Genomic DNA, 26,816 nt, shown 5'->3' on the forward strand with positions numbered 1-26,816 from the left:
TGCACCGCACCGGCAGGACGTCAGTAAGGACGTGGTCCCTCCGGGCCGCGCAGCCGGGCGAGGAGATCGGCGATCTCGCGGGTCTCCTCGTGGTCCTCGCCGAGGAGGACGCACATGTCCTCGTGGAGGGCGTCGAGGACCCCCTCGGCCTCGGTGCGGCGCCCCTCGGAGAAGAGGAGCACGCCGACACTGCGCCGTAGGTCGAGAGCGGTTTCGGAGGCGTCCCCGGCCGCGTCGGACACGACCTGCAGAACCTCCTGGAATTCCCGTAGGGCGACGGTGGCCTGGCCTAGGTTGGCCCGGCAGTAGGCGGCGTGCCGACGGCACTCCAGCGTGCTTTCATTGCCTGGTCCCGCCGTGCGGGCGTAGACGGCGGCCAGGGCGTCGAACTCCGGCAAGGCACGCTGGAAGTCCTCGCCGGCCATGAGGACTGCCGCGCGCTGCCTTCGAAGGCCGAGCACACGTGAGTTGTGTGCGCCGAGGGCGGTGGCCGCTGTGGCGATCACTGCCTTGAGGACGTCCGCGGCCTGGGCGAACCGTCCGCTCTCGGCGAGGTCCGCGGACCGGGCGTAGGCGTCTCTGATCGCGTCCCGCAACGCGGTGTCGACGCGCGCCGGGATCGGTACGGGCGCCACCGGCCCGAGCGAGGGCGCGGGCGGCGTGGTCCGTCGCAGAGGTGCGTTCGGCTGTCGGTAGACCACCGTCGGGTCGGGAAGTCCGGAAGGGGAGCCTCCATGGGTGAGGGCCAGGGAATCGGCTGCGGATCCCGGTTGTGGCAGGTGCGGCGACAGGCGCTCGTACACCGCGTAGGCGTCGACGGGACGCTGCTCCGGCACCTTCGCCAGCAGGTCCAGGGCCAGCGCCTCCAAGCCCTCCGGCACCTCGGGCCGCAGGGTGCGCAACGGCTTCGGCGGCACCTTCATGTGCTGGTGCAGAAGCTGGTACTCGTTGTCACCACTGAACACCGGCTCTCCGGCGAGGAGTTCGTGCAGCACGCAGCCGAGCGCGTAGAGGTCGCTCAGCGGGGTGATCTGCGCGCAGTCGATCTGCTCGGGCGGCATATAACGGCTGGTGCCGATCCGGCTGCCCGTGGCCGTGAGCCGGGTGACATCCGTGCGCAGCAGTTTCGCGATGCCGAAATCCAGCACCTTGACCGTGCCGTCAGCGGCGACCAGGACGTTGTCCGGCTTCAGATCGCGGTGCACCACCGGAATGGCGTGCGCGTACGACAGGACTGTGCAGATCTGCGCCACGATCGACGCGGCCCAGCTCACCGGGAGCAGCGCCACCCTGCCGTCCCCCGGGCCCGTGAGCACCCTGCGCAGGGAGATCCCGCGCACGTACTCCATCACCAGGTACAGCCGGTCGTACGACGCCTCGTCCAGCACCGCGTCGAACACCTGCGGCACTCCGTGATGCCCGATCCGAGCGGTGACGCGCGCCTCGCGTTCGAAACGACGGGCGAACTCTTCCGCCTGTGCCGGCGATGCGACGACGTCGGGCCGGATGAGCTTGACCGCGATCTCACGGTCGAGAACGGCGTCGTAGCCGCGCCAGACCGTGCCCATACCGCCGGATTCGATCTCCTCGATCAGCTCGTAGCGGCCCTGCTCGCCGATTCTCCGTGCCTGCGCCACGCGTCATGTCCCCGTCGTCCTGATGTCACGTCAGTCGATCGCTGTACACGGTACCTATCGGCGGGGCGTACGGCAGGGGTTACAGCAGGTGGTCGGCTTTGCCGGCCTTGATATCGATGATGAGGGTGCGCAGGGCTTCAAGGGAGTCGGTGAGGTATCGGTCCTCTTGGCCGTTGACGGCTATGTAACCGTTGCCCTCGGTGTCGGTGCCGAGGCGGAAGCAGTTGCTCGCATCCTGGCAGAAGGGGGCTTCCCAGCTGATGTCAGACATGGCCAACTCTCCTAAAGACTAAGGGAAATGGTGTGCATGAGATCGAGGGTCTCCTCAGGCTTGAGCGCGATCCTCTGCATCTCGTCGAGTTGCAGACGGTACTTGCACAAATGGGCGCCTGAGTGCAGGAATTCTCCTGCGGTGGTGCGGTCCAGTTGCACGGTGTCGAGCGGGGGCATCTGGCCGAGGGCGTACAGGATCGCCTGCCCCGAACCGGGGAACGCCCCTGCGGCGAAGGGAATGGCCTGGATTGTGACGTTGTCGCGGTCTGCGGCTGCCATGAGGTGACCAAGTTGGTTTCGTAGCACCGCGCGTCCACCGACTTCGATTCGCAGGGCGGCTTCGTGGATGACCAGTACGTAGTCCGGAGCCCCTGGCCGGTCGATGGCCTGGTGCCTTTGCACGCGGTGGGCGACTCTGGCCTCGAACTCCTCGGCGGGCAGCGGCGGGATGGCAGCTTGGAAGAGAGCGTGCGCGTATGCCTCGGTCTGCAACTGTCCCGGCATGTGCGTCATCGTGCTGACGCGCAAGCCCTGGGCGTGCCACTCCAACTCGGCGATGTCCAAGAATGTCGCGGGCAGGAGGTCGCGATACGCCTCCCACCAGCCGAGCGTGCGGTCGCCGCACATATCGACCAATGCATCCACCAGGGCCTGATCAGTGCACTCATACCGGAAGGCGATGCGCCGGACACGCTCCGGACTGACGCCGTGACGTCCCGCCTCGGTGCTGGTGATTACGGTCCGTTTCGTGTCCAGCAGCACGGCGGCCTGTTCGGTGGACAGTCCCGCCGCTTCCCGTAGCTTGCGAAGCTCTGCGCCCAGACGCTGCTGGCGTGCGGTCGGATTGCTCCTCGGCGGCATGCGTTCCCTCTCGTCGCGTGCGGCTCAGTCTGCCGCGAAGCGAAGTTGGTTCCAATGGACCTTCGCAACTTGGTAGCACATGTATCCCTGTTGCTCTACCGTGAGTATCGCGCAAGTTACACACCGCAATGCCGGAAGTGCACCGCGCGAGCATGCCCGTCCGCCCTGGGGCGGGTGTGCCCGCGACCAGGGCGGTAGGCCACCGGAGACCCCAAACCCCTCACTCAGTCGCGGAGTTCGTCATGCCCGAAATTCCTCTCGTCCCTTCCCACTGGCGCTTCCCCGCCCATCCCGCCTCCGTACGCCGGGCCCGGCACGCCGTCACCGAATCGCTGCCGACCGTCCTCCGCCCCCAACTCGGCGACAGCCTCAGTTTGTTGACCTCAGAGCTGCTCACCAACGCAATCCGTCACGGTGCCTGTGGGGAGGACGGGAGCCTCGTCGAACTCGTTCTGTGGTCGGCCGACGGACACTACTGGCTGGCCGTGTCCGACCCGGGGACCGGCACACCCGTTCCGGCCCGCCCGGGCCCTGACTGCGAGAACGGTCGGGGGCTGCTCCTCGTCGAGAGCCTCGCCACCGCCTGGACCGTCCGGCCCCGCCCCACGCGCGGAACGTCCGTGATCGCGGGGCTCTCGTTCCACCAGGGAGGCTGACCCGGGGGAAGTGGTCGGCAGGGAAGGGCGGAGGACCGGGCGGGTCAGGCGGCGTCGTCGTCGATGTTCTCCTCCCGGCGGATCATTCGCCACGCCGCCCGCCGCGCACTCTGGTTGAGCGACTGCTTGAAGCTGTCGTCGTGGCTGAAGTACTGCCGCCCCATGTCGGCGATAGTGTCGATGTGTTCGGCCATCTTGTCCTCGAAGACCTCGTCGAAGACGAGCCCGAAGTTCTCCTCGTCGTTGACGGCGGCGGCGCGGACCTTCGGGTCCGCCTTCGCCTCCGAGAACGGCGTGATCACGTCCTGATCGGTGAAGTCGGTGCCGAACTTGTCGTTGAACTTCTCGATCAGTTCCGACAGCAGCGACTTCTCCTGTTCCTTGGCGCCGCCCCCGCCTTCGCCGAAGCCGCGCAGCTCCGCGGCTCCCTCGGCGGTCAGCGCGAGGTCGTGCTGGCCGGTCCTCTGGATACGCAGGTGGCTGAGGTCGACGTCTCCTATGTCCACGCCGCCGTCTCCGCGTCGCGGCAGGCGGTTGAGCAAGTGGCGGCCGTAGAGGTAGAGGCATTCGAGGTCGGCGTCGCGGTAGGGCACGATCTGCGAGAGGAAGCCGTACTTCCGCACGTAGTCGTTGAGATCCGCGCGGAACTGTTCGGCGGCCTCGGCGGCTTCCTCGTCGGGATCGCCCGCCTCGTCCTTGCGGTCCAGCAATTCGGTGAACCGTTTGACGGCGGGGTCCAGATGCCGGTACAGCTCCGCGTGGAGCTTCTCCCAGCGGGCGGCCGAGCCTGCTGCCTTCTCCTCGGCTGCCAGATAGGCGTCCGCGAACCTCCGCATCTCCTCCTCGACGAAGATGTCGACCCGCATTACGTGGCTCTGCGCGGTGTAGAGGAGATTGGGGTCGGAAGGAAGGGTGTTCGCCTCCTCGAAGTACGGGCGGAAGGACTCCTTGATGTCCTCGGCGTCGTTGACGAAGTCCAGTACGGCCAGGTCCGCCTGCGACTTGCGGTCGGCGGTGCGGTTCAGACGGGAGAGGGTCTGGACGGCGCTGATGCCCGCGAGCTTCTTGTTCACGTACATCGTGGTGAGCAGCGGCTGGTCGAAGCCGGTCTGGTACTTCTCGGCGACGACGAGGATGCGGTACTCGCGCTGCGTCGCCGTTCCGCCCGTGCGCACGGCCTTGTCGTCCTTGCGCGTGTACGCGAACGCCTTCGGCAGCGCGGACTCGGAGAGGCCGCCGTTCTCCTTCGGCTCGGTGGTCTCCTCGCCGTCATACGTCAAGCTGCCGGAGAACGCCACCAGGACGCCGGGGTCGGCGTACGCGTTGTCGCCGATGTACTTCCTGATGGCACGAGCCATTTGTACGGCGCTGTGCCGGGAGGCCGTCACCACCATGGTCTTGGCACGCCCGCCGAGCCGGCCGGTGGTGTGCGTGCGGAAGTGTTCGACGATCACTTGCGCCTGTTGCGTCACGGTGGAGTCGTGCGTGAGCGCGTACCGGGCGAGCAGTGGGTTCGCCTTGGACGGGTCCACCTCGCGCTCGTCCGGGTTCTTGTTCACCAGCTTCCAGTACGTGTCGTACGTGACGTAAGTGCGCAGGGGATCGAGGATGAAGCCTTCCTCAATGGCCTGGCGCATCGAGTACGTGTGGAAGGGAACGTACGTCGGCTTGCCGTTGACGGTGTCCAGGGTGCCGAAGAGTTCGAGCGTCTTGGCCTTGGGCGTGGCCGTGAACGCGAAGTAGGAGAGGTTGGAGGCCTTGCTGCGTTGAGTGGCCTTACGGATGAGCTTGGCATCGGTGGTGGCAGTCGCCGCTTCCACCTCGGTTGCCCCGGCGTCGGTGGAGTCCGAGTCCAGGCCGAGGTCACGCAATGCCGCGCGTACGGCTGTGGCTGCGTCGCCGGACTGCGAGGAGTGGGCCTCGTCCACGATGATTGCGAAGTTGCGACCCTGGATCTCGGTGGGGTTGCGGCGCAGGTAGTCGATGAGGGCGGGGAAGGTGTGCAGCGTGACTGTGATGATCTTTCCGGTCTCGCGGGACAGCGCCTTGGCGAGCTGGTCGGACTTCGCGCCGTGCTTCTCGTCGATCTTCACGACCAGGCCGGCCGTCTTCTCGAAACTGCCGACTGTCTCGCGCAGTTGGGCGTCGAGATTACGACGGTCGGTGATGATCACGACCTTGTCGAAGACGGGCACACCGGGCTTGAGTCCGGCGGCCAGGGCGTCGGGGTCGATCTCGGCTGGATCGGTGGGGGTGTGCAGCGACGACAGGCGGTGCGCCAGCCACCCGATGGTGTTCGACTTGCCCGAGCCTGCGGACGCCATGCCGAGGTAGTTGTGACCGGCGCCGTGGCGGGCCGCGTGGTCGGCGAGCTTCTTGACGATGTCCCACTGGTGGTAGCGCGGGAAGATCAGCTTCTTGCGTGTCCGCCCGTCCGGGCTCTTCTCCTTGCTGAGGTGCACGAACCGCTCGATCAGGTCGAGCCAGGTGTGCCGCTCCCAGATCTGCTCCCAGAGGTACGAGGTCGCGTACGTCCCCGGGACGGTGGGCGCCGGATTCCCGGCACCACCGGGCTTCCCCGGGCCCTCCGATCCTGTATTGAACGGGAGGAACCGCGTCAGCTTGCCGCGTAGTTCGGGCGCGACGTACACCATGTCCGTGTCCACGGCGAAGTTCGCGATGACGCGGCGGGCGAAGATCAATTCAGTGGGGTCCCGCTCGAGTCGGTACTGCTCCTTGGCGTGCTCCGCCCCCTGCCGCGTGAGGGCGTTCTTCAACTCGGCGGTTGCCAGCGGGATCCCGTTGAGGAACAAGGTGAGGTCCAGCTCGTTGCCCTTGTCCGCCTGCTTCGCCGCGTACTGCAACTCCTTGACGAAGGTCAGCCGGTTCGCCCGGTAGTCGTCCAGGACGGCGTCCGACGCGACGAGCGACGGCTTGAAGTAGGCGAGCCTGATCAGGACGCCGTGGTCCTTCACGCCCTTGCGGAGTACGTCCAGCACACCGTCGGTTCCAATCGCCTGGTCCACACGCTTGGCGAACCCGGCCTGGGCTGTGTTGGGATCCCCGCCGTACAGGGCAATCAGCTCGGCCCAATCGTCGGCCTGGGTTTTGCCGATGAAATCGAAAAGCTGGGCTGTGTCCAGGCCTAGTTGGGGGCGGTAATCCTGTCGGTTTCCTTCAGACCAACCGCGCTTGAGCAAAGCGGCGACTATTGCGTTTCCGAAGGCTGCTTCGTCGTGGACGGGCATGAGCGGTTATTCCCCCCGGCTTCCGGTGGCCTGATAGGTGATGTCGCGGCAGAAAACTGTCGATGGATGCAAGTTGGTGCGGACAAGGTCGAGGTCCGTGTCTTGGGCCTGACCTTGCCGTCGCGTAACGTCTAGCGATGGGTTTGTGGTTGTCTAGCCGAACACGTGCGATGAACGGAGGTGGTCGGCGGAGCGCGGCGGGGCTAATGGCACGATCATTCCTCGATTCCTCGTCCGCTGGCGGTGGACACGTCGATCTGACCGGTGACGGCGGCGATGATCAGGGCTTGGCGCCGTTCGGCGAGGACCGATTTCTGACGCTCCAGGTTGCTGCTCAGGCGCCTCATGGAGTCCTGAATGCGAGTGATCTCCCGGACCAAGTGTTTCCGTTCCTTCGGGTCTGATGGCCAGGTCAGCGCGAAATTGCCCAAGTCTTCCATGCCGAGCGTCGGTTGAGCCGTATCTGTGCTCGTGGCGACGAGGGCTTGCTGGTGGAAGGCGCTCGTGCCGAGCCAGGACTTGACGAGTTCCACCTCTACCTCGGGAACGAAACGCATCGAACACACGGCTCGCGCGATGTTCGCACCATCCAGGCTCGCGGGGGCGATCGCCGCACGTCCGAGCGTTCCCACAACGCTCATCAGCAGATCGCCTGGCTGTACGACGCTTCTGGCGTACTGCGCTGACAGTTCGCTCGGAATATTGCGCAGGCCGTCGGCCCGCCCCTCCAGATCCAGGAGGTCGTTGACTCGGATGAACGGGACGCCTTCGTCCGTGAACACCGGAACCAGAACGCCGTAGCGCGGGCGCACAGAGAAGAGGTATTTGAGCCGCGTCGGAGTTGCGGATCGCGCCTCTCGGAACGATAGGTCGAGCATCGCTCGTTCGCGTGCTGCGAGGAGGTTCAGCTGCGCGGACCGAGTGGTGTCCAAAGAATCGATGCTGGCGGTCTCGGCGTCGAGGAAGTCTGCGATGCGGCGCTGTTCTTCCAGTGGCGGCACTGGAACGGGCGCATCGCCTAGACTCTCGCGGTTCAACTCGATCTGGTTCGTGGCCCCAACTGCGAGCGCTGCGTACACGTACTCCTGGAACGGCTGTGAGCCAAGCCAATAATAGGCGAACCTGGGATGCAGTTCATCACTTTTCGTTCGCGCGATTGTGACGTGACTGTCGGCCATGCATGGAATGTCATCGGGTGCGCCAGTGAAGAAACCAACTCGACCGAGAGTTCCCGTCCCAGTTGAGTTGATCAGGACGTCTTCCTGCCGCAGGTATCCCTTCAGCTTCGTCGCGTTACCGTCATAGTTATGAAACCGGGTACGAGACCAGTCAAGTCCGGCACTTTGATTTGCAGCCTGGCTGATTGCGCGTACTGGTCCGTTGTCCACGTAATTCGGGGCGGATCCGCGATTCAGCAGGCACGTCATGTGCTTTAGTCGCGACGCTCCCCACCTGTTCGGCAAAGAGGCTCCGAGTACAGAAGTCATTCCGTCATCTCCCCAAGCAGCGCCTGGATCTCGGCCTCCAGAGCCTTCAACTCCCCGTCGATCTCCGCCAACGGTCGCGGCGGCTTGTACACGTAGAAATGTCGCGTGAACGGGATCTCGTACCCCACCTTCGTTTTGGTGTGGTCGATCCACGCGTCCGGGACGTGCGGCAGGACCTCCCGCCGCAGGTACACCTCCACGTCCTCCTCCAGCGGGACATTCTCGTAGTCCCGCAGCTCCGGGTCCGGTTCCGGTTCGCCCTTGATACGCTGGACCTCGCCCTCCGGGTCGCGGACGCCGACCGCCTCCCGCAGCGCCTTGCCGAACGGCGCACCCGTCGGCCACAACAGGCCGGCCGCGACGATCGCGTCCTTGAGGTCGATCCATGCGTCGGACTTCGTCGACCAGGACTTGCCGACCAGCGGGCGCAGCGCCTCCGCGAACGCCTCGGCGTCCGTGGCCCGTGTGATCGGCTTGGACGCGGTGATCGCCGCCAGCGTCTCCTCCGTAACCTCGAAGCGGAGCCTCAGCGGCCGTTCGACGGTGATGCGGTGATACCCGAAGTCCTCATTTCGGAAGACCTTGATCTTCCCGGCCCGGTCGACCAAGTCGTGGCCGCCGCCCTTTTCCGCCGCGTCAACGACCGCCAGCGCCTCCGTGTAGAGCCTGGTGATCTCGGAGATGTGCTGCTCGCCCAGTTCCTTGCGCTTGTCGCCGAGCGACTTCCGCATCTTGCGCCAGTAGTCGCGTGCGTCCAGCAGGACCACCTTGCCGCGCCGGTCCCTGGCCTTGCGGTTGCTCAGTACCCAGAAGTACGTGGAGATGCCGGTGTTGTAGAAGAGTTGGTCGGGCAGGGCGACGATGCCCTCCAGCCAGTCATTCTCGAGGATCCACTGCCGGATCTTGGACTCACCCGACTCCGCCGCCCCCGTGAACAGCGGGGAGCCGTTGAAGACGATGGCGATCCGGCTGCCGCCCGCCCCCGACGCGTCGACCGGCTTCATCTTCGAGATCATGTGCTGGAGGAAGAGCAGCGAGCCGTCATTGATGCGCGGCAGGCCGGCCCCGAACCGACCGCTCTCACCGAGGCGTTCGTGTTCGTCCTCGACGGTGCCCTTGACCTTCTTCCACTCCACGCCGAACGGCGGGTTGGCCAGCAGATAGTCGAAAGTGGTGGGCGTGTTCTTGTCCCTCTTGGAGTCGTCGCTGCTGAAGCCGTCGTCACTGAAGGAGTTGCCGTACTTGATGTTCTCCGGGTCCTGACCCTTGATCATCATGTCCGACCGGCAGATGGCCCAGGACTCGGGGTTGAGTTCCTGGCCGAAGACCTTGACCGTGGCGTCCGGGTTATGGGCGGTGATGTACTCCTCGGCCGCGCTGAGCATGCCGCCGGTCCCGCAGGCCGGGTCCATGACCGTACGGACGGTGCCGGGCAGGACCAGGGCGTCACTGTCCGGCGCGATGAGCAGGTTGACCATCAGCCGGATGACTTCCCGAGGCGTGAAGTGCTCACCGGCCGTCTCGTTGGACTGCTCGGCGAAGCGCCGGATCAGCTCCTCGAAGACGTATCCCATCTGGTGATTGGTGACGATCTCGATCGGCTTGCCATGCTCGTCGAGCACGACATTGCCTTCTGCGTCCCTCTTCACCGGCCGCAGGTCGAGGTCGGCGAACCGTCCGACCACCTGATATAGCAAGTCCGCCGCGTCCAACCGCTTGATCTGCTGGGCGAAATCGTACCGCTCCAGGACTTCCCGGGCATTGGGAGAGAAGGCGCCGTAGTACTCGCTGAGGTACTTCGCCGCGTGCGAGGCGTCGCCCGCGATGGCCTTCAGCGTGTAGGCGCTGGTGTTGTAAAAGCTGTGGCCGGACGCCTTGCGCAGGAAGCGGTCGGGGTTGATGTCCTGGCCCTCGTAGCGGGCGGCGACCTCCAGGACCTTGTCCTTGGTCGGTGCGAGGACGCACTCCAGGCGCCGCAGCACGGTGAACGGCAGGATCACCTTGCCGTAGTCGGACTGCTTGTAGTCGCCGCGCAGGAGGTCGGCGACCGACCACGCGTGGTTGGCCAGTTCCGTGTGCTTACTGCTGTTCAACGCTGTCCTTCCGGAGTTTCGCCGTCCCCGAGGGACGGAGAGGTCAAGTCTGGCCGTTCGCGGTGCCGGGCCGCAGGTTTCACGCCGATCCGTGACCGCGTGGCAACAGCGCGCCGCCGGTGAGTCCGGTGCTGAGGAGACGTGTGACGTCCTCGGCGGCCCGGTCGGCCCGGCGCGCGGTGGTACGCAGTTCGTGCAGGCTGCGGAACGCGGCGCCGTAACGCTGCTGCTCCGCGAGTGGAAGCAGGGGAACGCGTAGTCGCCGGGGGTCCACCCGGATGATGGATGTGCCGGTGGCCGCGGCGTTGACGTTCTGCTCCGCCGCGAGGAACCCAGCGAGGAACCACGGGTTGAGCCGACGCTGATCCGGGCGGAACAGCAGCAGATTGGGCCCCAGAAAGCAGCCTGTCTCGCCCGGCTCGACGACCCGGGCCACGGCCGTGCGTCCCACGCGGAGGAGCTCTGTGAGAAGCACGTCACCTGCCTGCACTGAGGGAAGGACGACGTCGGCGGGCAGGTCGGCTTCAGTTCCGGAGGCGGGCCGGTTCTCGAAGACGTCGGCAGCCGTGAGCGCCGGTCGTGCGCCGGGTTCTGCTTCGGGCCGAGGCTGCGGTTGGCCGCTACGGGTTCGGCGGCCCGGGGGCGCGGTGTGGAGCAGACTGAGTGCGCCGCCGCGCAGAAGGTCCGAAACCGTTGCAGTGCGCCAGTCGCGGGGCCGGTCATCGGCCGGCGGCCAGTCGCCATCGTTGCTGAGGTCGACCAGGTCTGTTGCCGTTCGACGGAGTTGGTCGTACAGCTCCGATGCCTGCCGGGCCAGCAGGGCGGGGCGGAGTGCTTGCCGGGAAGCCGTCCGGATGCGGCGGGCCGGGGTCAGGTCCACCGCTTCGTCCAGGAGGTCGGTGACCGGCATGGCGGCGGCGATACCCGGGGCTCCGGTGTAGCCGTCCTGCTCGGCGAGGTACGGACGCCACGCCGAGAGCACGGTGTTGTCGATGGTGGCCCAGTCCAGATCCCGGTTCTCGGAAGGGGCCGCGTCGACGAGCAGGATCGTCCCCGGGGCTTCAGCCTGCGGATCGTGCCGTTCGAGCACCCACAGGTGCAGACCGATGTGGAGAGGGGTGGCCGCGCCCTGGGGAAGCGAGACGACCGCGCGGAGAGCTCCGTCCCGTACGAGCTGAGCCCGGATGCGCCGACCGGCGGTACGCTCCGCGACGGCGGGCGGCATGAGCAGTACGGCACGTCCCCCAGGCGCGAGATGGGCCAGGCAGTGCTGGACCCAGGCGAGTTCGGGCTCACCCTTGGGAGGCACGCCGTAGGCCCAGCGTTGGTCGTAGGCCAGGTCATTGTGTCCCCATTCACGGACCCCGTAGGGGGGATTGCACAGGACGGCGTCCGCGGTGAGGCCCTTGAAGGCGTCGGAGCGCAGGCTGTCTCCCGTACGTACGGTGATGGCCGCCTCGGGGGCGCTCAGCCGGAGCCGCACGGCGGCCTGGGCGGCCTGGGCGGGCAGGATGTCCTGGCCGTGCAGGTCGGTCGCCCCTGCCGATGCCGCCGCGGCGAGCAGCGATCCGGTGCCGCACGCGGGGTCGAGAACGCTCACGGGGAAAGCACCCGCGCTGTCGGTCAGGAGCCGGGCCATGAGGTCGGCCAAGGGGCGCGGCGTGAGGTAGGTGCCGGCGCCCCCTGTGTCCTCCAGCAGGCGCTCGGCCAGGACATCCGTCGCAGCCTCGGCGCCGTCCGTGGCGACGCACTGCAGCAAGGCCCTCAGCGGTCCGGCCGCCTCGGGGGTGTATATGGCGTCTTCGGTTCCCGGGAAGCCCTTGGCCCCGTCGTCCGCAGCTGACCGCACCCATCGCAGCAGTCCGTCGTCACGCAGTGCGGGAAGGGCTTCGCGTTCTCCCCGGTCCAGCCGGGCAGCCGCGAGCACCACAGGGAGCAGGTGCAGGGCCAGTTCGCCGTCGCCGGGGTGGGTGCGCAGTGCGGTGCGAAGCCGGTCCGCAGGTGTGTCCTCGGGGAGTTGGCCACGGGCAGAAAGCCAGGCGCGTACGGCGTCGAGGTCATAGGTGGGGCTGGTGTCCGTGCCTCCCGCAGGGGCCGGAAAGTCCGGGTGCCGACGACGCCAGTTGCTCACCGTGGCGCGAGTGACTCCGGCCAGCCGGGAGATGTCGGCGGCGGTCACGAAGGCACTGGCCTGCTGATTCATGGGCTCCTGCCGGGTGACGTGGGGGCGGGCGTGCTGGACGGCTTCACTCTATACCGACATCTAACTGGTGTGAACTGTTTGACAGTGCTTTCAGTTGCCGCTCTACTGGTTGTGCTTTCACTTGGCTTCCCGGCTTTCCTGGATCTCCCGGGCTGCCCCCTGCTCACAAACGTCGAATGGAGCGGCATCATGGCCACCAGCACCTCCGGCACGTCCAAGCGCACCCTGTACCGGCTCACGGGTGTCGCTCCCACGGTCGACGCAATGTTCGACGTCCTCGACCCGGATCGGCTCGAAGCCGTTGACGCGGGACTGCACGTCCCGGAGGAGCGGTTGGGCGTTCCGGCGCTGCTGGTCACTGGCAGCTTCGAGCAGCCTGTCGCCAGCTGGTGCAGCGAGATCAATCGCACGACCGGGTGCGAGGTGTCGCGGCCGGTGAACCGGTCGGCCGGACTGCTGATGCTCGTGGTCGACGGCGAGGTGTATGCCATCGGCTACGACCAGGGTTTCCGTCTGGTGCCCGACCGGGTCAAGGACCGGAGGTTCGGGCTGAGTTTCGTTATCCGCAGGGTGGACCCCGTCCAGATCCGGGACATGGTCTCCCATACGCCGGGCGGTGGCCGGACCGACATCACCCTCGTGCCCGGCGGCGCTCCGGTCTGGAGCCTGGGTGTCCAGGAGCACGCGCAGATCGTGCGGCGGCTGGGCGGTCGGCTGGACGGGATCCAGTTGACGATCGCGCAGAACGACCGTACGAAGATCTCCAGTGTCGAGGGCGGTACCGGGCTGCGGATGCACCTTGGTATCGACGCCGCGGACCTGGTCGCCGACATCCGGGCCATCGCCCGTGTCATCCGGGACGAGGCCCCGGCTCCGGAACTGGAGTTCGTCGAGCACATCGTTCCGGTCAATGACACCGGCCTTCTCACACGGCTGGAGGATCGGCTCGACGACATGCTGGGTCAGGTACCGGACGGACGTATCGCGGTCGCCGTCCCGTCCGATCACTGGGAGGACTACGGCGCCGCCCAGGCGTTCGCCACCAAGGTGCACAGTGCGGAGGCGCGCCTCACCGACGACTTCAGCCTGGAGTACGTCCTCAACCGGGCTCGCGTGCAGAGGGCGGGAACGCGTTTCGCCGCGCTCCGGGACGGCACCATCACTCTCTACGCGCACACCCGGGCGGAGAAGGATGACGTCATCCGGACGTCGAGCGTGCTGCGGTGGATCGAGGCGGAGGTGGCGCTCGGTGCCCGCCGGTTTTTCCTGCTGGACGGGCAGTGGTACGAGATCGGTGAGGCGTACCTGGAAGCCATCCGTTCGCAGGTGGAGCGGCTCATCACCGCCACGCCCTCCGTCGACCTCCCGGCCTGGGTGCTCGGGGACAAGGAGCGGGACTACAACGAGTCGGTGCCCGACCTGCGGCCCGGGTACGTCTGCTTCGACCGCGACAACGTCCGGACGGCGCTGCACCGGGGCAACGGCGTGGAGATCTGCGACCTGCTCAGCCCGGACGACGTCCTGGTGATGGTGAAGCGGGCCAAGGGGTCCGACGCACTGAGCCATCTGTTCGGTCAGGCCGTGGTCGCCGTGCAGACTCTGCTGCACTCGCCGGAGGCCATGGACAGGTTCGCTAGGAAGGTGGCTGAGGCCCGACCTGGCGGAGGGCTTCCGGAAGGCTTCCGGCCTTCGAAGGTCACTTTCGCGATCCTGCTGAAAAACGGAACCGATCTCACTGCCGAGACACTCTTCCCGTTTTCCCAGGTCACTCTTGTGCAGACGGCCAAGCTCCTTGAGGCGTGGGGCGTCGCCGTCGAGGTCGTCGGGATCCAGGCCACGGTAGCGCCCCAGAGCCAGACGGGAATCCGTCACATGGCCGCGTAGCGGGGCCCATCTGACACGTCCACGGGGACTTGGTCGGGCCGTAGTCCATGATCAGACTGGCGGCTGACGGGTAGCTTTCGGTGAGCCTTCCGGCTTCCGCTTGATCACATGGGTCAGGTGCGGGAGATCGGCCGCGGAAAAGTCGGCCAGGTGCCGTTTGAGGAGCGATCGGGCCCCTCAGCGGGGTTCAGCTCCGGTGCGTAACTCGGTTCCTTTCGAGCGCATAGAGCAAAGCGTCTTACCCAATGTCGACGAAGACTGAGGCCGGCCGGTGCAGGGCGTGGCGTCGTCTTACGTAGCCATCAAGATAGCCACGCAAGCGCACTTTGGATATGTTTGCCCAGGTCATTGCGCTGTGGCGACGCTCCCCGGCGTACAGCCCGACTCGTCTGCCGCTCAGCTCCGCCGACCGGCGAAACCGCGACCCCCCGTCAGCCGATGTCCTCGTAGGGGTTGCGGACCGTGTGACGGGCTGCGGCCGTGTCCAGCACGTTCTGCGGGTAGCGGGAGCCGGGCACGTAGTAGCGGCCCTTGGTGTTGCCGATGGGCGTCAGCAGGTTCTCCCGGGTCAGGTGCCGCATGTCCCGCTGGGCTTGTTGTTCACTGATCCCTTCGGCCCTTTCGTAGCGGGAGCGGCGTACCCGGCCGGTTACGGCGACTTCGTGCAGGGCGGTGATCTGGTGCTCGGTGACGCCGAGCGCCCCGCGTCGCTCGTCGAGCTGGATCCAGCACTTGTTGGAACGGTCCACGCGGTGGCGGACGCTCTGGGTCTGCTCGTGATAGGCGCGCAGGTTGAACCGTACCCACAGGGCGGTGTCCCGCACCGGGCTGTAGACGGGGCCGCCGACCTCGCGCAACACCTTGTAGTAGTCCCAGGTGTGACCAGGCATGCCCAGCCATGCCTCGATGGAGGAGAACTCGGGGGCGAGGACGCCTTCCCGGGCGATCAGCAGAGTTTGCAGGGAGCGGGACATACGGCCGTTGCCATCGGCCCACGGGTGGATCTTGACGAGGTTGAAATGGGCCATCGCGGCGCGGACGAGCGGATCGGAGTCCATGTCGCCGGAGTTGAGCCAGTCGATCAACTCGTCCATCAGAGTGGACACATCGTCTTCGTGAGGGCCCTCGTACTCCGTGGCGTGGGGGTCGCCGGCGGCAGTGATGAAGACCGGACCCCGCCGCCATTGACCGGCGGGTTTGTGAGGGTGGTGACCCTGCAGCATCCAGTGCAGCGCGTTGAGCAGACCCTTGCTGTACTCGAAATCGGGTGCGGCGTGCAGTGACTGGATGTAGGTCATGGCCTGCTGGTAGGCGACGGTCTCCGCGCGGTTCGCCTCGGAGACGTCCACCTTCTCCTGTGCGTCGTCCATGAGGTCGGCGACATCGCGGGCGTCGACCCTGTAGCCCTCGATGGCATTGGACGCGGCGATGGCCGAAGCCGTCAGATGACGGCGCAGACCGAGGGTCCACTTGGTGGGGACCTGCTGCACGGCATGGTGCAGGGCGCGACGCATGCTGGCGACTTCGGCCAGGACATGCTGGTCGGCGGTGGAGAGGCGGGGCGTTCTGTGCAGTATGACGGGATGATACCCACTCGGTGTCATTCCGTCGGCTGGGCGACCGGTGACGTCTTACGCGACAGAATCCGGTGTACGGCCCGGTCGCGTCCGCCCCCTCCTCCGGCCGGGGTCACCGTTCCGGTCTCTGCCGCGGCGACCGGTCCCCGCGCGGGCGCGGTGCTTTCGAAGACCTCGCCGGCCGCCGTGGACGAGCCGGGCGAGGTGTCGAACGCGGCGATGGGCGAGGCCGTCGAGACTGCAGTGCCGGAGGTGGTCGCTTCTGCGGTGAACTCGTCCTCACAGGGCCGGGCGTCGAGTCCCAGCTCGCCACCGGCCGTCGTCCGCTCCGACGACCGGCAGCCCTTCACTTCCCGCTCGGCCGCGTCGAGGCCCCGGGCCTCCGGGCGGACCGTCGCGGCTGCCCTGCGGGACCGTGCTTTCCGGCCCGCGCCCGGACACGCTCACATGGTGTTGACGATGAGGCCGATGTGGGTGAAGTAGTTGAGCCCGCCGAAGAACAGGAAAGCGAGACCGGCCAGCGCCCACACGACGCCGACGACCGTAGCCAGCCAGGTCCTGGGCCGGTGCAGGGCGAACGGGAACAGGAGCGCGCCGATGCCCACGAGGACGTACAGCCCGGACATGAAGCTCGCTTCGAGCAGCGGCCAGTCGGCGAACTCCCCGGAGATCGGCTCCTCGGGCGGGGCGGCGAAGAGGGTGTACTTCCACCCGGCGGCGGCGATGCCGAAGCAGGCGAGGCCGAGTCCGAAGACGAAGAGCGAGATGGGGGTGGCGACCGTGGCCGTACGGGCGACGCGGTCGGGGGCGTCGGCGAGTTCTCTGCCGCGCTTCCAGAGGTAGAAGCACGCGGCGAGGAGGAACACGCCGAAGGCGAGAGCCGGTTCGCCGAAGATGATGTTGTCGAACGGGAAGCCCTGTCCGGCGAGAGGCCAGGTCAGGGTCATATGGAGGCCGGTGGTGACGAGCGTGAAACCGAGGGCGCCGAAGGCCAGCACCCAGCCGTCGGGGGCGATGGTGCGGCCCGGCGTGAGGAGTTGGCGCCCGAGGGCCACCACGAGCAGCAGCCCGGCACCGGCCGCCACCGACATGATCGTGTTGTACGTCGGCATCTGATTCCAGTCGATCTTCAGACCGGATGCCGCGAGGGGGGTGAGATGAGGAACCATGCGCGGAGCATAACGCCGCATATTCGCCATTTATTGCACATATGGGTTGTGCCGAAATGCCCTGCGCGCCGCACCACTTGCCGGACCATGTGCTTGTCGTAGAGCGGGGTGCCCGGTCGGACGGACCGGCCGTGGAGCCCCGTCACCGGAGACCGCCGGTCGCGGATGCGGTACGCGGCCTTCGGGGGCCGTGTGAGGGGGAGGGGGGCCGGCGTTCCCCGCGCACGGCCCGGCCCGTCTGCCGCTCAGCTGCCCACGCCGTCCTTCCGCCCCCGGGGCGCGGTGTCCGTCCCGGGTTCCAGGGGCGGGCAGGTGAGGGAGAGGTGGGAGCGGCAGGCGGGGCGCGGGGCGGGGCCGGTCCGGTGGTGGACGCGCCGGGGGCGGACGAAGAGGGCGGCCGTCGCCGAGGCGGCGAGGAACAGCACGGCGGTCACCACGGCGGCGCGGTGGAACGAGCGGTTGACCGCGTCCCCGGAGGTGTAGGCGTCGCCGGAGAGGCCCACCAGGAGCGGCAGAGCGGCGACGATCAGCAGTTGGGCCACCCGCGCCGCGGTGTTGTTCACCCCGCTCGCCAGCCCCGCGTGCCCGGCGTCGACGGAGGCCAGGACCGTCGCCGTGAGGGGGGCCACGAACACGCTCATCCCCAGGCCCATCACCAGGATCGGGGGGAGTACGTCCGGCACGTAGGCGGAGTCCGGGCCGACCCGTAGCAGCAGCAGCGCTCCGGCCGCCGCCACGAGCGGGCCCGTGACCAGGGGGACCGCGGGACCGACGCGTTCGGCCAGCGCGCCCGCGCGGGCGGAGAGCAGGAGCATCAGCACGGTGATGGGCATCGTCGCGAGGCCGGCCCGCAGCGCGTCGTACCCGAGGGCCGTCTGCAGTTGGAGGGGCAGCAGGAACAGCACCCCGCCGATGGCCGCGTACAGGCAGAGGGTCATCCCGTTCGTCGCCGAGAACAGCCGTGAGGAGAACAGGGAGAGCGGCATCATCGGGTTCCCGGCACGGCGCTGGACCCGGAGGAAGGCCGCCCCCGCGATCACGGCGACCGTAGCCGGAAGCACGATCCGGACGGCACCGCTGCCCGACGAGGCGCTGATCAGGGCGTAGCTCACGCCGCCCAGCGTGACGGCCGCCAGACACGCCCCCAGGGTGTCGAAGGGGCGTCCGGCGGCGGCGGGGTCACGGCTCTCCGGTACGAAGGTGGCGGCGAGGAACAGAACGGCGACCGCGAGGGGCACGTTGATGAGGAAGATCCACCGCCACCCCGGGCCGTCGATCAGCCAGCCCCCGAGGAACGGGCCGAGAGCACCGGCCATACCGGTCAGACCGGACCAGGCCCCCACCGCGCGCGACTGGTCGTCGGGGTGGAAGGAGGCCCGTACCAGCGCCAGCGAGCCGGGCGTGAGCAGCGCGCCGCCCACGCCCTGGAGCGCGCGGGCGCCGATGAGCACGTACTCGTCCGGCGCGAGACCGCACAGGGCCGACGCCCCGGCGAACCAGGCGACACCCAGCATCAGTGTGCGCCGTCTGCCCAGCCGGTCGCCCAGCGCGCCGCCCCACAGGAGCAGGGCGGAAAGCGTCAGCATGTAGGCGTTGACGACCCACTGGAGCACCGACAGGGAAGCGCCCAGGTCCCGGCCCATCCTGGGCAGGGCCACATTGACGACCGTGCCGTCGAGCATGGCGGTCCCGGACGCGAGCACCACACAGGCCAGCACCCAGCGCCCGCGTGCCGAGGCCAGGCGCAAACCGCCCGCGCCGTCTCCCTCTCCGTCTCCGTTCACGCCCCCAGCCTGCCGGGGACCGTGGGCGGAGGCCCGCCGAAGCCCTCCGGCGGCCCCGGGCCGGCGCACCGGACGTCTCCGGCCGCCGGCCCGGAGCGCGAGTGCCCCGTGCGTAGCCGGGGAGGCCCGACCGTGCCGGGCACAGGATGTCGGGTCCGGCACAGTGGGTCCTCCCTAGCGTGGAGACCGTTGAGGGAAGGACGGCCAGGAGTGCTGGAACGGCTGAATCAGGCCATGGACCACATCGAGGACCACCTCATGGGGGCCATCGACGTGGCCGAGCTGGCCCGTATCGCCATGACGTCGGAGTACCACTTCCGGCGGATGTTCTCCGCTCTGGCGGGCATCCCGCTCTCCGAGTACATCCGCCGCCGGCGGCTGACGCTCTCCGGGGCCGAAGTGCTCGCCGGGGAGCGGACGCTGCTCGATGTGGCGGTGCGGTACGGCTACAGCTCGGGCGAGGCGTTCGCGCGGGCCTTCCGCGCCGTGCACGGGGTCGGCCCCGGCGAGGCGCGGCGGACGGGCGCGGCGCTGCACTCCCAGCCACGGATGTCCTTCCGGTTGATCGTCGAAGGGAGCAGCAGCATGCGGTACCGGGTCGTGGAGAAGGACGGGTTCAGGCTCGTGGGCCGGGGGACACGGGTCCCCCTGGTCCACGAGGGGATGAATCCGGCGATCGTGGAGTTCGTCAGGGGCATCGGCATGGAGACGCTGAGGCTCTGGGAGGAGCACGCGGACGGGGAGCCCGGCGGTGTCCTGGCCGCCGTCAGCGACCACTCCGCAGAGGACGCGGAGGGCACCGAGATCGGTTACTTCCACGGGGTGGTGAGCGACACGGAGGTGCCCCGGGCTCCGGAGAGCCTCGCCGTCGAACCGGGGACGTGGGCGGTGTTCGAGTCCTCGGGTGAGTTCCCGCTGGCGGTCCAGTACCTCTGGCGGGACGTGTACACGCAGTGGTTCCCCTCGAACCCGTACCGGAGCCGGCCGGGCCCGTCGCTCTCGCGCACCCGGGTGTCCGAGGACGGCACGCATGCGGACGCGGAGGTGTGGATCCCGGTGGAACGCACCGGCGGCTGACCCCCGCGGGGGGCGGCACGGGGCGGCGGGCCGGGGAGCGGTCTCCGGTCCGCCGTACCGAGGCGGTTCCCAGGGCCATGACCCCGTGGACCGTGCCGGCGGTACCGGGGCCGGGGCGGTGGTGCGGGGCGCGGGGGGCGCGTACGCACGTGCCTGCGCCGTACCGGCTCCGGCCTCCGTCAGTCCGGCCGGCGCAGTCCGGCGACGAGGACCCCGACCAGGAGGCGTGCGTCGTAACGGGGGTCGCTCTCGGCGCCGACGCAGAGGTTTCCGATGCCCCGCATGAGCTGGTAGGCGGTGACGTCCGGGCGGATCTCGCCGGAGGCGGTGGCGGCGTCGAGGAGCTGGGCGCACACCGGCAGGAGGCGGTCGAGGAAGTAGGCGTGCAGGGTCTCGAAGCCCGCGTTGTCGCTCCGCAGGGCAGCCGCGAGGCCGTGCTTGGTGACCAGGAAGCCGGTGAAGAGGCCGACCCACTCCTCCAGGGCGGCGTACGGGGCCGGGGCGGTCGCCAGCAGGGCAGGCCCGGCCTCGGCGCAGGTCTCTACCTGGTGGCGGTAGACGGCGATGACGAGGTCCGCCCGGGTGGGGAAGTGGCGGTAGACGGTGCCCACCCCGACCCCGGCCCTGGCCGCGATGTCGCGTACCGGGGCCTCCACGCCCGAGGCGACGAAGACCGCCGCCGCCGCGTCGAGCAGGACCCGCTGATTGCGGCGGGCGTCCTTGCGCTTGGACCCGGCGGCGCTGTCCGCGCTCCGGCCGCTGTCGTTCATCGCTGGGCTCCTTCTCCGACGGCACCGCTCCGGCGGTACTTCCCGACGTCCCTTGCAAAGCGGAACGCTGCTCCGTATTGTTTGCGGAGCGAGGTTCCGTTTTGTTCATGATGGCAGAGCGGGGCGCGGCCACCAAGCCGTGCGCCGGCCGCCACCCCACGCCCTCGCCCCATCCCCGTGCCGTGCGGTCCTCCGCCGTGCGCGGGGCCCGCCGCCCACCCATCCGGACAGACCGAACGGGAGCACCGCCATGCCCGACCTGAACCCCATGAACGCACCCACCACCGTGGTCTCCGCCCGACCGGTCGTCCTGGCCGCCCCGGGCCGCGGTGAGGACCTCCAGGTCCGGGTGACCGCCCCCGCGGCCGGCGACGGCCTGCCCGTCATCGTCTTCTCGCACGGCTTCGGCTCGTCGATGAACGGCTACGGCCCCCTGGTGGACCACTGGGCCGCGCGGGGCTTCGTCGTCCTTCAGCCCACCCACCTCGACTCCCGGACGCTCGGCATCCCCGCCGAGGACCCCCGCACACCGCGGATCTGGCGCTTCCGGGTCGAGGACCTCGGGCGCGTGCTGGACGGACTCGACGTCCTGGAAGCCGCCGTACCGGGCCTCGCCGGACGCGTCGACCGCGCCCGCGTCGCCGTGGCCGGCCACTCCTGGGGAGCCCAGACGGCGAGCACCCTGCTGGGCGCGCGCGTCCTGGACGCCGACGGCGTCCCGGGCGAGGACATGTCCGACCCCCGCGTCAAGGCGGGCGTCCTGCTCGCGGCGACCGGACTGGGCGATGACCTGACGCCGTTCGCCGCCGCGCACTTCCCCTTCATGCGGCCGTCCTTCGCCGCCATGACCACGCCCGCTCTGGTCGTCGCGGGCGACCAGGACCGGTCCCCGCTCTCGACCCGGGGCCCGGACTGGTTCACCGACCCCTACACCCACAGCCCGGGCGACAAGAGCCTCCTCACGCTGTCCGGCGGCGAGCACTCCCTCGGCGGGGTCTCCGGCTACGAGGCCGCGGAGACGACGGACGAGAACCCCGCGCGCGTCGCCCTGCTCCAGCGGGTCAGCACGGCCTTCCTGCACGGTGCGCTCCAGGACGGGGGCACCGGCTCCGGGGCCGCGGCCACCGCGCTGGCGGCGGACCCCGGACCGCTGGGGACGCTGGTGAGCAAGTAGGCGGGGAGGCGGGCCCCCGCCCGGGTCCCCCCGTCCCGGCCCGCCCCGGGGAGTGAGAAGCGGGCCGGGACCCGGCTCTCAGGGCTTGCGGGCCACCGCCACGTACTCCCCGCTGTGCGCGCCCTCCTGGCCCGGGACCGGCTCACCGAGCTCGGGGTGCCACTCCTCGGCGGCCACGATGCCGGGCGCGACCAGGTCGAAGCCTTCGAAGAAGCGGGTGAAGCGGTCACGGTCGCGCATGTCCAGGGTGAGCCCGTTGGCCTTGTACATGTCGCGGACCTTCTGCGACGCCTCCTCCGGGTGGAAGTCCGGCGTGAGGTGCGAGATCACCAGGTAGCTGCCCGGTGCCAGCGCGGCCGTCAGGCGCTCCACCACCTCGTAGGCCCCCATCTCGTCGCTCAGGAAGTGCAGCAGGGCGTTCAGGGAGAGGGCGACCGGCCGGTCGAAGTCCAGGATCCCGGCGGCCTCGGCCAGGATGCGGTCGGTTTCCCGTACATCGGCCTGGATGTAACCGAGGACGCCCTCGGGAGTCCCGTTCAGCAGGGCCTGGGCGTGGCTGAGGACGACGGGGTCGTTGTCGCAGTAGACGACCCGGGCGTCCGGGGCGGTTGTCTGGGCCACCTGGTGGAGGTTGGGCTCGGTGGGGATCCCGGTGCCTATGTCCAGGAACTGGCGTATCCCCTGGCCGGCCGCCCACCGGGTCGCCCGGTGGGTGAACGCCCGGTTCATACGCGCCATGACGGGGATGACCGGAGCGAAGGCGGTCAGCTTCCTCCCCAGTTCCTCGTCCACCGGGTAGTTGTCCTTGCCCCCGAGATACCAGTCGTACAGCCGGGCCGGGTGCGGTTTGCTGGTGTCGATGTCTACGGGGGTCATCGCCGTCTCGCTCTCCGATACGGGCATCACCGGCCACCGGGCGTGCGATGCCGAGCAGTTGATCGAACTGGGAGCAGCATAAGCACGCCGGGGAACGGCCGGCCGCCCGGTGCCGCAGCCGGAGACACCGCGCTCCGGGGCCCGTTGCCCCCGTGCTGACGGCCCCTCACCGGCGAAGGGGCCGGGTCGGCGGCGGACGGCGGACGGCGGACGGCCCGCGGCCTCGCGCGGGCATGTCACGGGGCGGCGGGATGGTTGTCACCGGCGCGTCACGTGCCGTCACCCCGCCCGCCGGGCCGTCTACAGTGCTGCCCATACGAAGACCGGCTCTTGGGGGGTTGGATGCACAGCGAGGGCAAGGCCGGCAGGGGACCACAGGACGGGCCGGACACGGTGATCGCGGGCCGCTACAGACTGCTGCGCCAGCTCGGGCGCGGTGGGATGGGAGTGGTCTGGGAGGCACTGGACACGAGCCTGGACCGGAAGGTGGCCGTTAAGGGGCTGCTCTACCCGGGCGCCGCGAGTCCCGAGGCCCAGGCGAACTGGGTGAGCCGGGCACGCCGTGAGGCGCAGGCCATCGCCAGGATCGGCCACCAGAACGTCGTCGCCGTGCACGATGTGATCGAGGACGGCAACCAGGTCTGGATCGTGATGGAGCTGCTCAACTCGCGCTCCCTCGCCGACCTGTTGCGCGAGCAGCAGCAGCTGTCCGTGCCGCACGCGGCGCGGATCGGCCTCCAGGTGCTGCGCGGGCTGGCCGCCGTCCACGAATCCGGCGTACTGCACCGCGATGTGAAGCCCCACAACGTCCTCTTCCGCCCCGACGGGCGCGCGCTCCTCATGGACTTCGGGATCGCCACCTTCGAGGGCGCGGCCCAGGTGACCCGCTCGCACGAGATCATCGGGACGCCGCAGTACCTCGCACCCGAGCTGCTCAGCCACACACCGGCCAACCCGCGCCCCGCCTCCGCCGCTTCCGACCTGTGGGCGCTGGGCGTCACCCTCTACGAGATGGTGGAGGGCAGGCGCCCCTTCGACGGGGGCGGGAGCTTCGAGATCCTCATCGCCGTACGCGAGTCGCCGCTGCCCCCGATGAGATACGCCGGTCCGCTCACCGCGCTGATCGGGGCACTGCTGGAGAAGGACCCCGCACGGCGCCCGGACGCCGCCGAGGCGGAGCGGATGCTGCGGGCCGTGACCCAGGACGTCGCCGCGCTGGACACCCCGGCGGCCCGGCCGAAGCCCCCGGAGCCGGAGCCCCAGGAGCCCTCGTCGCCCCAGGAGCCGCCGAAGCCCTCGGAGCCGGAGGCCCCGGAGTCCGCGCCCCGGCGGTCCACGGCGGGCACGGCATCGGCCGGGCCCGTGGGGACCGCCGGGGCGCGGGTCGTGGAGCCCGGGGCACCGGCCGGTACCGGGACGCCGGCGGGCCGTGGACGCCGGGAGCGCTGGAAGGTCCCGGCGGCCGTCCTCTGCACGGCACTGCTGGTCGGCGGGGGCCTGTTCGCCTGGGGCGAGTGGGGCGGAAGCGCATCGGAGGCCGAGGGCGCCGGGACGGACAAGGGGGCGGCCGTGGCCGGGGGGACGAAGGCCCCGAGGTTCAGCGACACGCACGACGAACTGCGCATCGGCGTCAAGAAGGACCAGCCCGGCCTGAGCGTGCAGGTCGGGGACGGCTACAAGGGGTTCGAGGTCGACCTGGGCAGGGAGATCGGCCGGAGCCTGGGATTCGACGACGACAAGGTGAAGTTCTCCACCGTGAACTCGGGTAACCGCAGCGAGCGGCTGGCAGCCGGGAGGATCGATCTCGTACTGGCCTCGTACAGCATCAGCGAGCAGCGCGAGGCGGAGGACGGGGTGAAGTTCGCCGGTCCCTACTTCGAGGCGCTCAAGGGGCTCCTGGTGCGCAAGGGGCGGCCGTACAACGATCTCGGCGACCTGCAGGACACCCCCACCGCCGACGTCTGCACCGCGCGGGAGTCGGTCTACGTGCCCTGGATCAAGAAGGAGGGGCTGGAGGACCAGATGGTGCTCCGCGCGGGGTACGAGGACTGCGTGAAGCTGCTGCTGGACCCGGGATCCGCCGTCTACGCGGTCGCCACCGACGACGTCATCGTCGCCGGACTCGCCGACAAGTACGCCGAGAAGACGAAGGCGCTCGACAGCATCGGGGACCCGGACGGCCCCGGAGTGGAGGGCTACGGAGTGGCGATGGCGGAAGAGGAGACGGGGCTCCACCGGGAGGTGTGCCAGGCGCTGTCCACCCTCATGGGGGAGTCCGCCGGGAAGACCTCGCGGTGGGCGGAGATCTACTCCAGGCACCTGGAGCCGGTCATGGGGCAGTCGGCGCCGAAGAAGCCGGGGCTGACCTCGTGCTGAGGGGGGTGCCGGCCTCATGCTGAGGGGGCGCCGGCCTCGTGCTGAGGGGCGGCGCCGGTTCAGTCGTCGTCCAGCCGGGAGTACATCAGCATGTCCCGGCGGACGCCGCCGATCCGCTGCCAGCCGCGCAGCAGTCCTTCGCGCCGGTAGCCGGCGCTCTCGGCGGTCCGTACGGACGCGTCGTTCCACGGTTCGATGAGCATGTGCAGGCGGGCCAGGCGCAGTTCGTGCAGGGCCCAGGCGGTGACCGTGCGCAGGGCGGCGCCGGTCGCACCCTGCCGGCGGCCGGGGGCGGCCGTCCAGTAGCCGACCGTCGCCCGGCCCTCCGCCGCGTCCTTCAGCCAGAGGCCGATGGAGCCGACCGGCCGCCGGTCCCGTACGCGGGCGATCACGAACGGGTACCCGCTGCCGGTGGCGGCCTGCTCCCACTGGCGCCGGACGTAGACCTGGGCTGCCTCGTCGGAGTACGGCGAGGGGATCGTGGTGATCAGCGGGATGTACGCGTCCTCCGACGCCTCGCGTACGAGGGGGAGGTCGCTCAGTTCCCAGGGCCGGAGCACGAAGGCGGTTCCGGCGGTCAGGCTCGGTACGGTCAGCGGTTCTGCCATGTCCGCCATCCTGGCGTGAGCGCGGCGCACGGCCGGGTCCGACTCACCCGGCGGCCGTACCGGGAGGGCGTACCGGAGCCGCGGGGTCCGGTACGCCGGCGGCCCCGGACCGTGCGGCCGGGGGCGGGACGGTACGCGGCCCGGTGCGGACCGGAGGCCGTGCGCCCACCCGGCCCCGTCAGCCGATGCGGGTACCGGTGCCGCTCACCCTCACCCGGGGATCGCCGGGGCGCAGCTCGACGGTGAGGGTGCCGGGACGGCCCATGTCGGCCCCCTGGTGCAGGGTGAGCACGGCGTCGTCCGGCACGAGGGCCAGCTCACGGGCGTACGCGCCGAAGGCGGCGGCCGCCGCGCCCGTCGCCGGGTCCTCGACCACCCCGCCGACCGGGAACGGGTCGCGGACGTGGAAGACGTCCGCCGACTCCCGCCACACCAGCTGAAGAGTCGTCAGATCCAGTCGGTGCATCAGGGTTTCCAGCCGCGTGAAGTCGTACGCCAGGCCGGCCAGCCGTTCACGGGTCGCCGCGGCCAGGACCAGATGGCGGGCGCCCGCGTAGGCGATGCGCGGGGGCAGGGCCGGGTCGAGGTCCGCGGCCGGCCAGTCGAGGGCGGCCAGCGCCTCGGCCAGATCGCCGTCGGTGACACCGAGGACGTGCGGTTCGACGCTCGTCAGGGTGGCGTGGAGCTCCCCGCCCGTCCGGACGACACCGACCGGGACCGGGCCGGCGGCGGTCGTGAAGACCAGGTCGCCCGGACCGTCGCGCTCGGCGAGGGCAAGGGCCGCCGCCACGGTCGCGTGCCCGCAGAAGGGCACTTCGGCCTTCGGGCTGAAGTAGCGGACGGTGTGGCCGCCCCGGCCGTCCGGCTCGGTCAGGAACGCCGTCTCGCTGTACCCCAGGTCCGCGGCGACGGCCAGCATCGCGCCGTCGTCGAGGCCGGCGGCGTCCAGGACCACGCCGGCCGGGTTGCCCCCGTCGGGGTCGGAGGAGAAGGCGGTGTACCGGAGTACCTCGGTGCGGGGGAGTCGGCTCATGCTGCCGACAACCAGGGCGTCCCGTGCCGC

19 protein-coding genes and 1 pseudogene are annotated in these 26,816 nt (G+C 69.3%); 5 read left to right on the forward strand and 15 right to left on the reverse strand.

The genetic code is table 11. The annotated features are described in order from the left end of the window. Positions 1 to 20: 20 nt before the first annotated feature. The 3 genes from CP967_RS24360 to CP967_RS24370 all read right to left on the reverse strand — a co-directional run bounded on the left by CP967_RS24360 (position 21) and on the right by CP967_RS24370 (position 2,771). Positions 21 to 1,637, reverse strand: a complete 1,617-nt coding sequence (locus CP967_RS24360) for a serine/threonine-protein kinase (protein ID WP_150490013.1) — start codon at positions 1,635 to 1,637, stop codon at positions 21 to 23. A 79-nt stretch (positions 1,638 to 1,716) separates the two neighbouring features. After that, positions 1,717 to 1,908 carry a hypothetical protein gene (locus CP967_RS24365; RefSeq protein WP_150490014.1) on the reverse strand — a complete coding sequence of 64 codons (192 nt, stop codon included), beginning with the start codon at positions 1,906 to 1,908 and terminating at the stop codon, positions 1,717 to 1,719. 11 nt (positions 1,909 to 1,919) lie between these two features. Continuing rightward, complete coding sequence (locus tag CP967_RS24370) at positions 1,920 to 2,771, reverse strand: helix-turn-helix domain-containing protein (RefSeq protein ID WP_150490015.1); 852 nt, start codon at positions 2,769 to 2,771, stop codon at positions 1,920 to 1,922. A gap of 242 nt (positions 2,772 to 3,013) precedes the next feature. Here CP967_RS24370 and CP967_RS24375 point away from each other — a divergent pair, with 242 nt between their 5' ends. Beyond that, entirely contained in the window at positions 3,014 to 3,427 is a 414-nt protein-coding gene (locus tag CP967_RS24375; RefSeq protein ID WP_150490016.1) for an ATP-binding protein, read from the forward strand. 44 nt (positions 3,428 to 3,471) lie between these two features. Here the strand turns inward: CP967_RS24375 and CP967_RS24380 are convergent, their stop codons facing one another. From CP967_RS24380 to CP967_RS24395, 4 genes are all read right to left on the reverse strand, one after another. Beyond that, the gene (locus CP967_RS24380; RefSeq protein ID WP_150490017.1) at positions 3,472 to 6,675 is read right to left on the reverse strand and encodes a type I restriction endonuclease subunit R; all 3,204 of its coding nucleotides are present in this window, start codon (positions 6,673 to 6,675) and stop codon (positions 3,472 to 3,474) included. Positions 6,676 to 6,890: 215 nt separating this feature from the next. Next, on the reverse strand, positions 6,891 to 8,162 hold the full coding sequence (locus tag CP967_RS24385; RefSeq protein ID WP_150490018.1) for a restriction endonuclease subunit S: 1,272 nt from the start codon (positions 8,160 to 8,162) through the stop codon (positions 6,891 to 6,893). Beyond that, positions 8,159 to 10,255 carry a type I restriction-modification system subunit M gene (locus tag CP967_RS24390; RefSeq protein ID WP_150490019.1) on the reverse strand — a complete coding sequence of 699 codons (2,097 nt, stop codon included), beginning with the start codon at positions 10,253 to 10,255 and terminating at the stop codon, positions 8,159 to 8,161. Before CP967_RS24390 ends, CP967_RS24385 begins: the two co-directional genes overlap by 4 nt. Positions 10,256 to 10,334: 79 nt before the next feature. After that, on the reverse strand, positions 10,335 to 12,458 hold the full coding sequence (locus CP967_RS24395; RefSeq protein ID WP_150490020.1) for an N-6 DNA methylase: 2,124 nt from the start codon (positions 12,456 to 12,458) through the stop codon (positions 10,335 to 10,337). Between the two features lie 189 nt (positions 12,459 to 12,647). Between CP967_RS24395 and CP967_RS24400 the strand changes: the two genes are divergently transcribed. Continuing rightward, positions 12,648 to 14,342, forward strand: a complete 1,695-nt coding sequence (locus CP967_RS24400; RefSeq protein ID WP_150490021.1) for a TIGR04141 family sporadically distributed protein — start codon at positions 12,648 to 12,650, stop codon at positions 14,340 to 14,342. Positions 14,343 to 14,435: 93 nt separating this feature from the next. Here CP967_RS24400 and CP967_RS35470 read toward each other — a convergent pair. The 4 genes and pseudogenes from CP967_RS35470 to CP967_RS24415 form a co-directional block, all read right to left on the reverse strand. Beyond that, a pseudogene (locus tag CP967_RS35470) lies at positions 14,436 to 14,551 on the reverse strand (IS630 family transposase); the annotation flags it as partial. A 222-nt stretch (positions 14,552 to 14,773) separates the two neighbouring features. Next, a complete protein-coding gene (locus CP967_RS24405) occupies positions 14,774 to 15,919 on the reverse strand; it encodes a Fic family protein (RefSeq protein ID WP_150492024.1) in 1,146 nt (381 codons plus the stop codon). A 443-nt stretch (positions 15,920 to 16,362) separates the two neighbouring features. After that, positions 16,363 to 17,088: a DUF981 domain-containing protein gene (locus CP967_RS24410; protein WP_150490022.1), complete on the reverse strand. Its 726-nt coding sequence runs from the start codon at positions 17,086 to 17,088 to the stop codon at positions 16,363 to 16,365. Positions 17,089 to 17,333: 245 nt separating this feature from the next. Further along, the gene (locus CP967_RS24415) at positions 17,334 to 18,872 is read right to left on the reverse strand and encodes an MFS transporter (RefSeq protein WP_229888238.1); all 1,539 of its coding nucleotides are present in this window, start codon (positions 18,870 to 18,872) and stop codon (positions 17,334 to 17,336) included. A gap of 210 nt (positions 18,873 to 19,082) precedes the next feature. On the opposite strand from CP967_RS24415, the gene CP967_RS24420 reads away from it, so the two are divergent. Beyond that, entirely contained in the window at positions 19,083 to 19,949 is an 867-nt protein-coding gene (locus CP967_RS24420; protein ID WP_150490023.1) for an AraC family transcriptional regulator, read from the forward strand. A 179-nt stretch (positions 19,950 to 20,128) separates the two neighbouring features. Here CP967_RS24420 and CP967_RS24425 read toward each other — a convergent pair whose 3' ends face one another. Beyond that, the gene (locus tag CP967_RS24425; RefSeq protein ID WP_150490025.1) at positions 20,129 to 20,719 is read right to left on the reverse strand and encodes a TetR/AcrR family transcriptional regulator; all 591 of its coding nucleotides are present in this window, start codon (positions 20,717 to 20,719) and stop codon (positions 20,129 to 20,131) included. A 250-nt stretch (positions 20,720 to 20,969) separates the two neighbouring features. Between CP967_RS24425 and CP967_RS24430 the strand changes: the two genes are divergently transcribed. Beyond that, entirely contained in the window at positions 20,970 to 21,893 is a 924-nt protein-coding gene (locus CP967_RS24430; RefSeq protein WP_150490026.1) for an alpha/beta hydrolase family protein, read from the forward strand. A 78-nt stretch (positions 21,894 to 21,971) separates the two neighbouring features. Here the strand turns inward: CP967_RS24430 and CP967_RS24435 are convergent, their stop codons facing one another. Beyond that, on the reverse strand, positions 21,972 to 22,769 hold the full coding sequence (locus tag CP967_RS24435) for an SAM-dependent methyltransferase (protein ID WP_150490027.1): 798 nt from the start codon (positions 22,767 to 22,769) through the stop codon (positions 21,972 to 21,974). Positions 22,770 to 23,111: 342 nt separating this feature from the next. Between CP967_RS24435 and CP967_RS24440 the strand changes: the two genes are divergently transcribed. Next, positions 23,112 to 25,145: a serine/threonine-protein kinase gene (locus tag CP967_RS24440; protein WP_150490028.1), complete on the forward strand. Its 2,034-nt coding sequence runs from the start codon at positions 23,112 to 23,114 to the stop codon at positions 25,143 to 25,145. Between the two features lie 59 nt (positions 25,146 to 25,204). On the opposite strand, the gene CP967_RS24445 is transcribed toward CP967_RS24440, so the two are convergent. Together CP967_RS24445 and CP967_RS24450 are read right to left on the reverse strand one after the other, a co-directional pair. Then, on the reverse strand, positions 25,205 to 25,753 hold the full coding sequence (locus CP967_RS24445; RefSeq protein WP_150490029.1) for a GNAT family N-acetyltransferase: 549 nt from the start codon (positions 25,751 to 25,753) through the stop codon (positions 25,205 to 25,207). Positions 25,754 to 25,931: 178 nt separating this feature from the next. Continuing rightward, positions 25,932 to 26,786 carry a PhzF family phenazine biosynthesis protein gene (locus CP967_RS24450; protein ID WP_150490030.1) on the reverse strand — a complete coding sequence of 285 codons (855 nt, stop codon included), beginning with the start codon at positions 26,784 to 26,786 and terminating at the stop codon, positions 25,932 to 25,934. Between the last annotated feature and the right edge of the window lie 30 nt (positions 26,787 to 26,816).

The sequence above is a fragment of the Streptomyces nitrosporeus genome, assembly GCF_008704555.1.
Taxonomy (GTDB): domain Bacteria; phylum Actinomycetota; class Actinomycetes; order Streptomycetales; family Streptomycetaceae; genus Streptomyces; species Streptomyces nitrosporeus.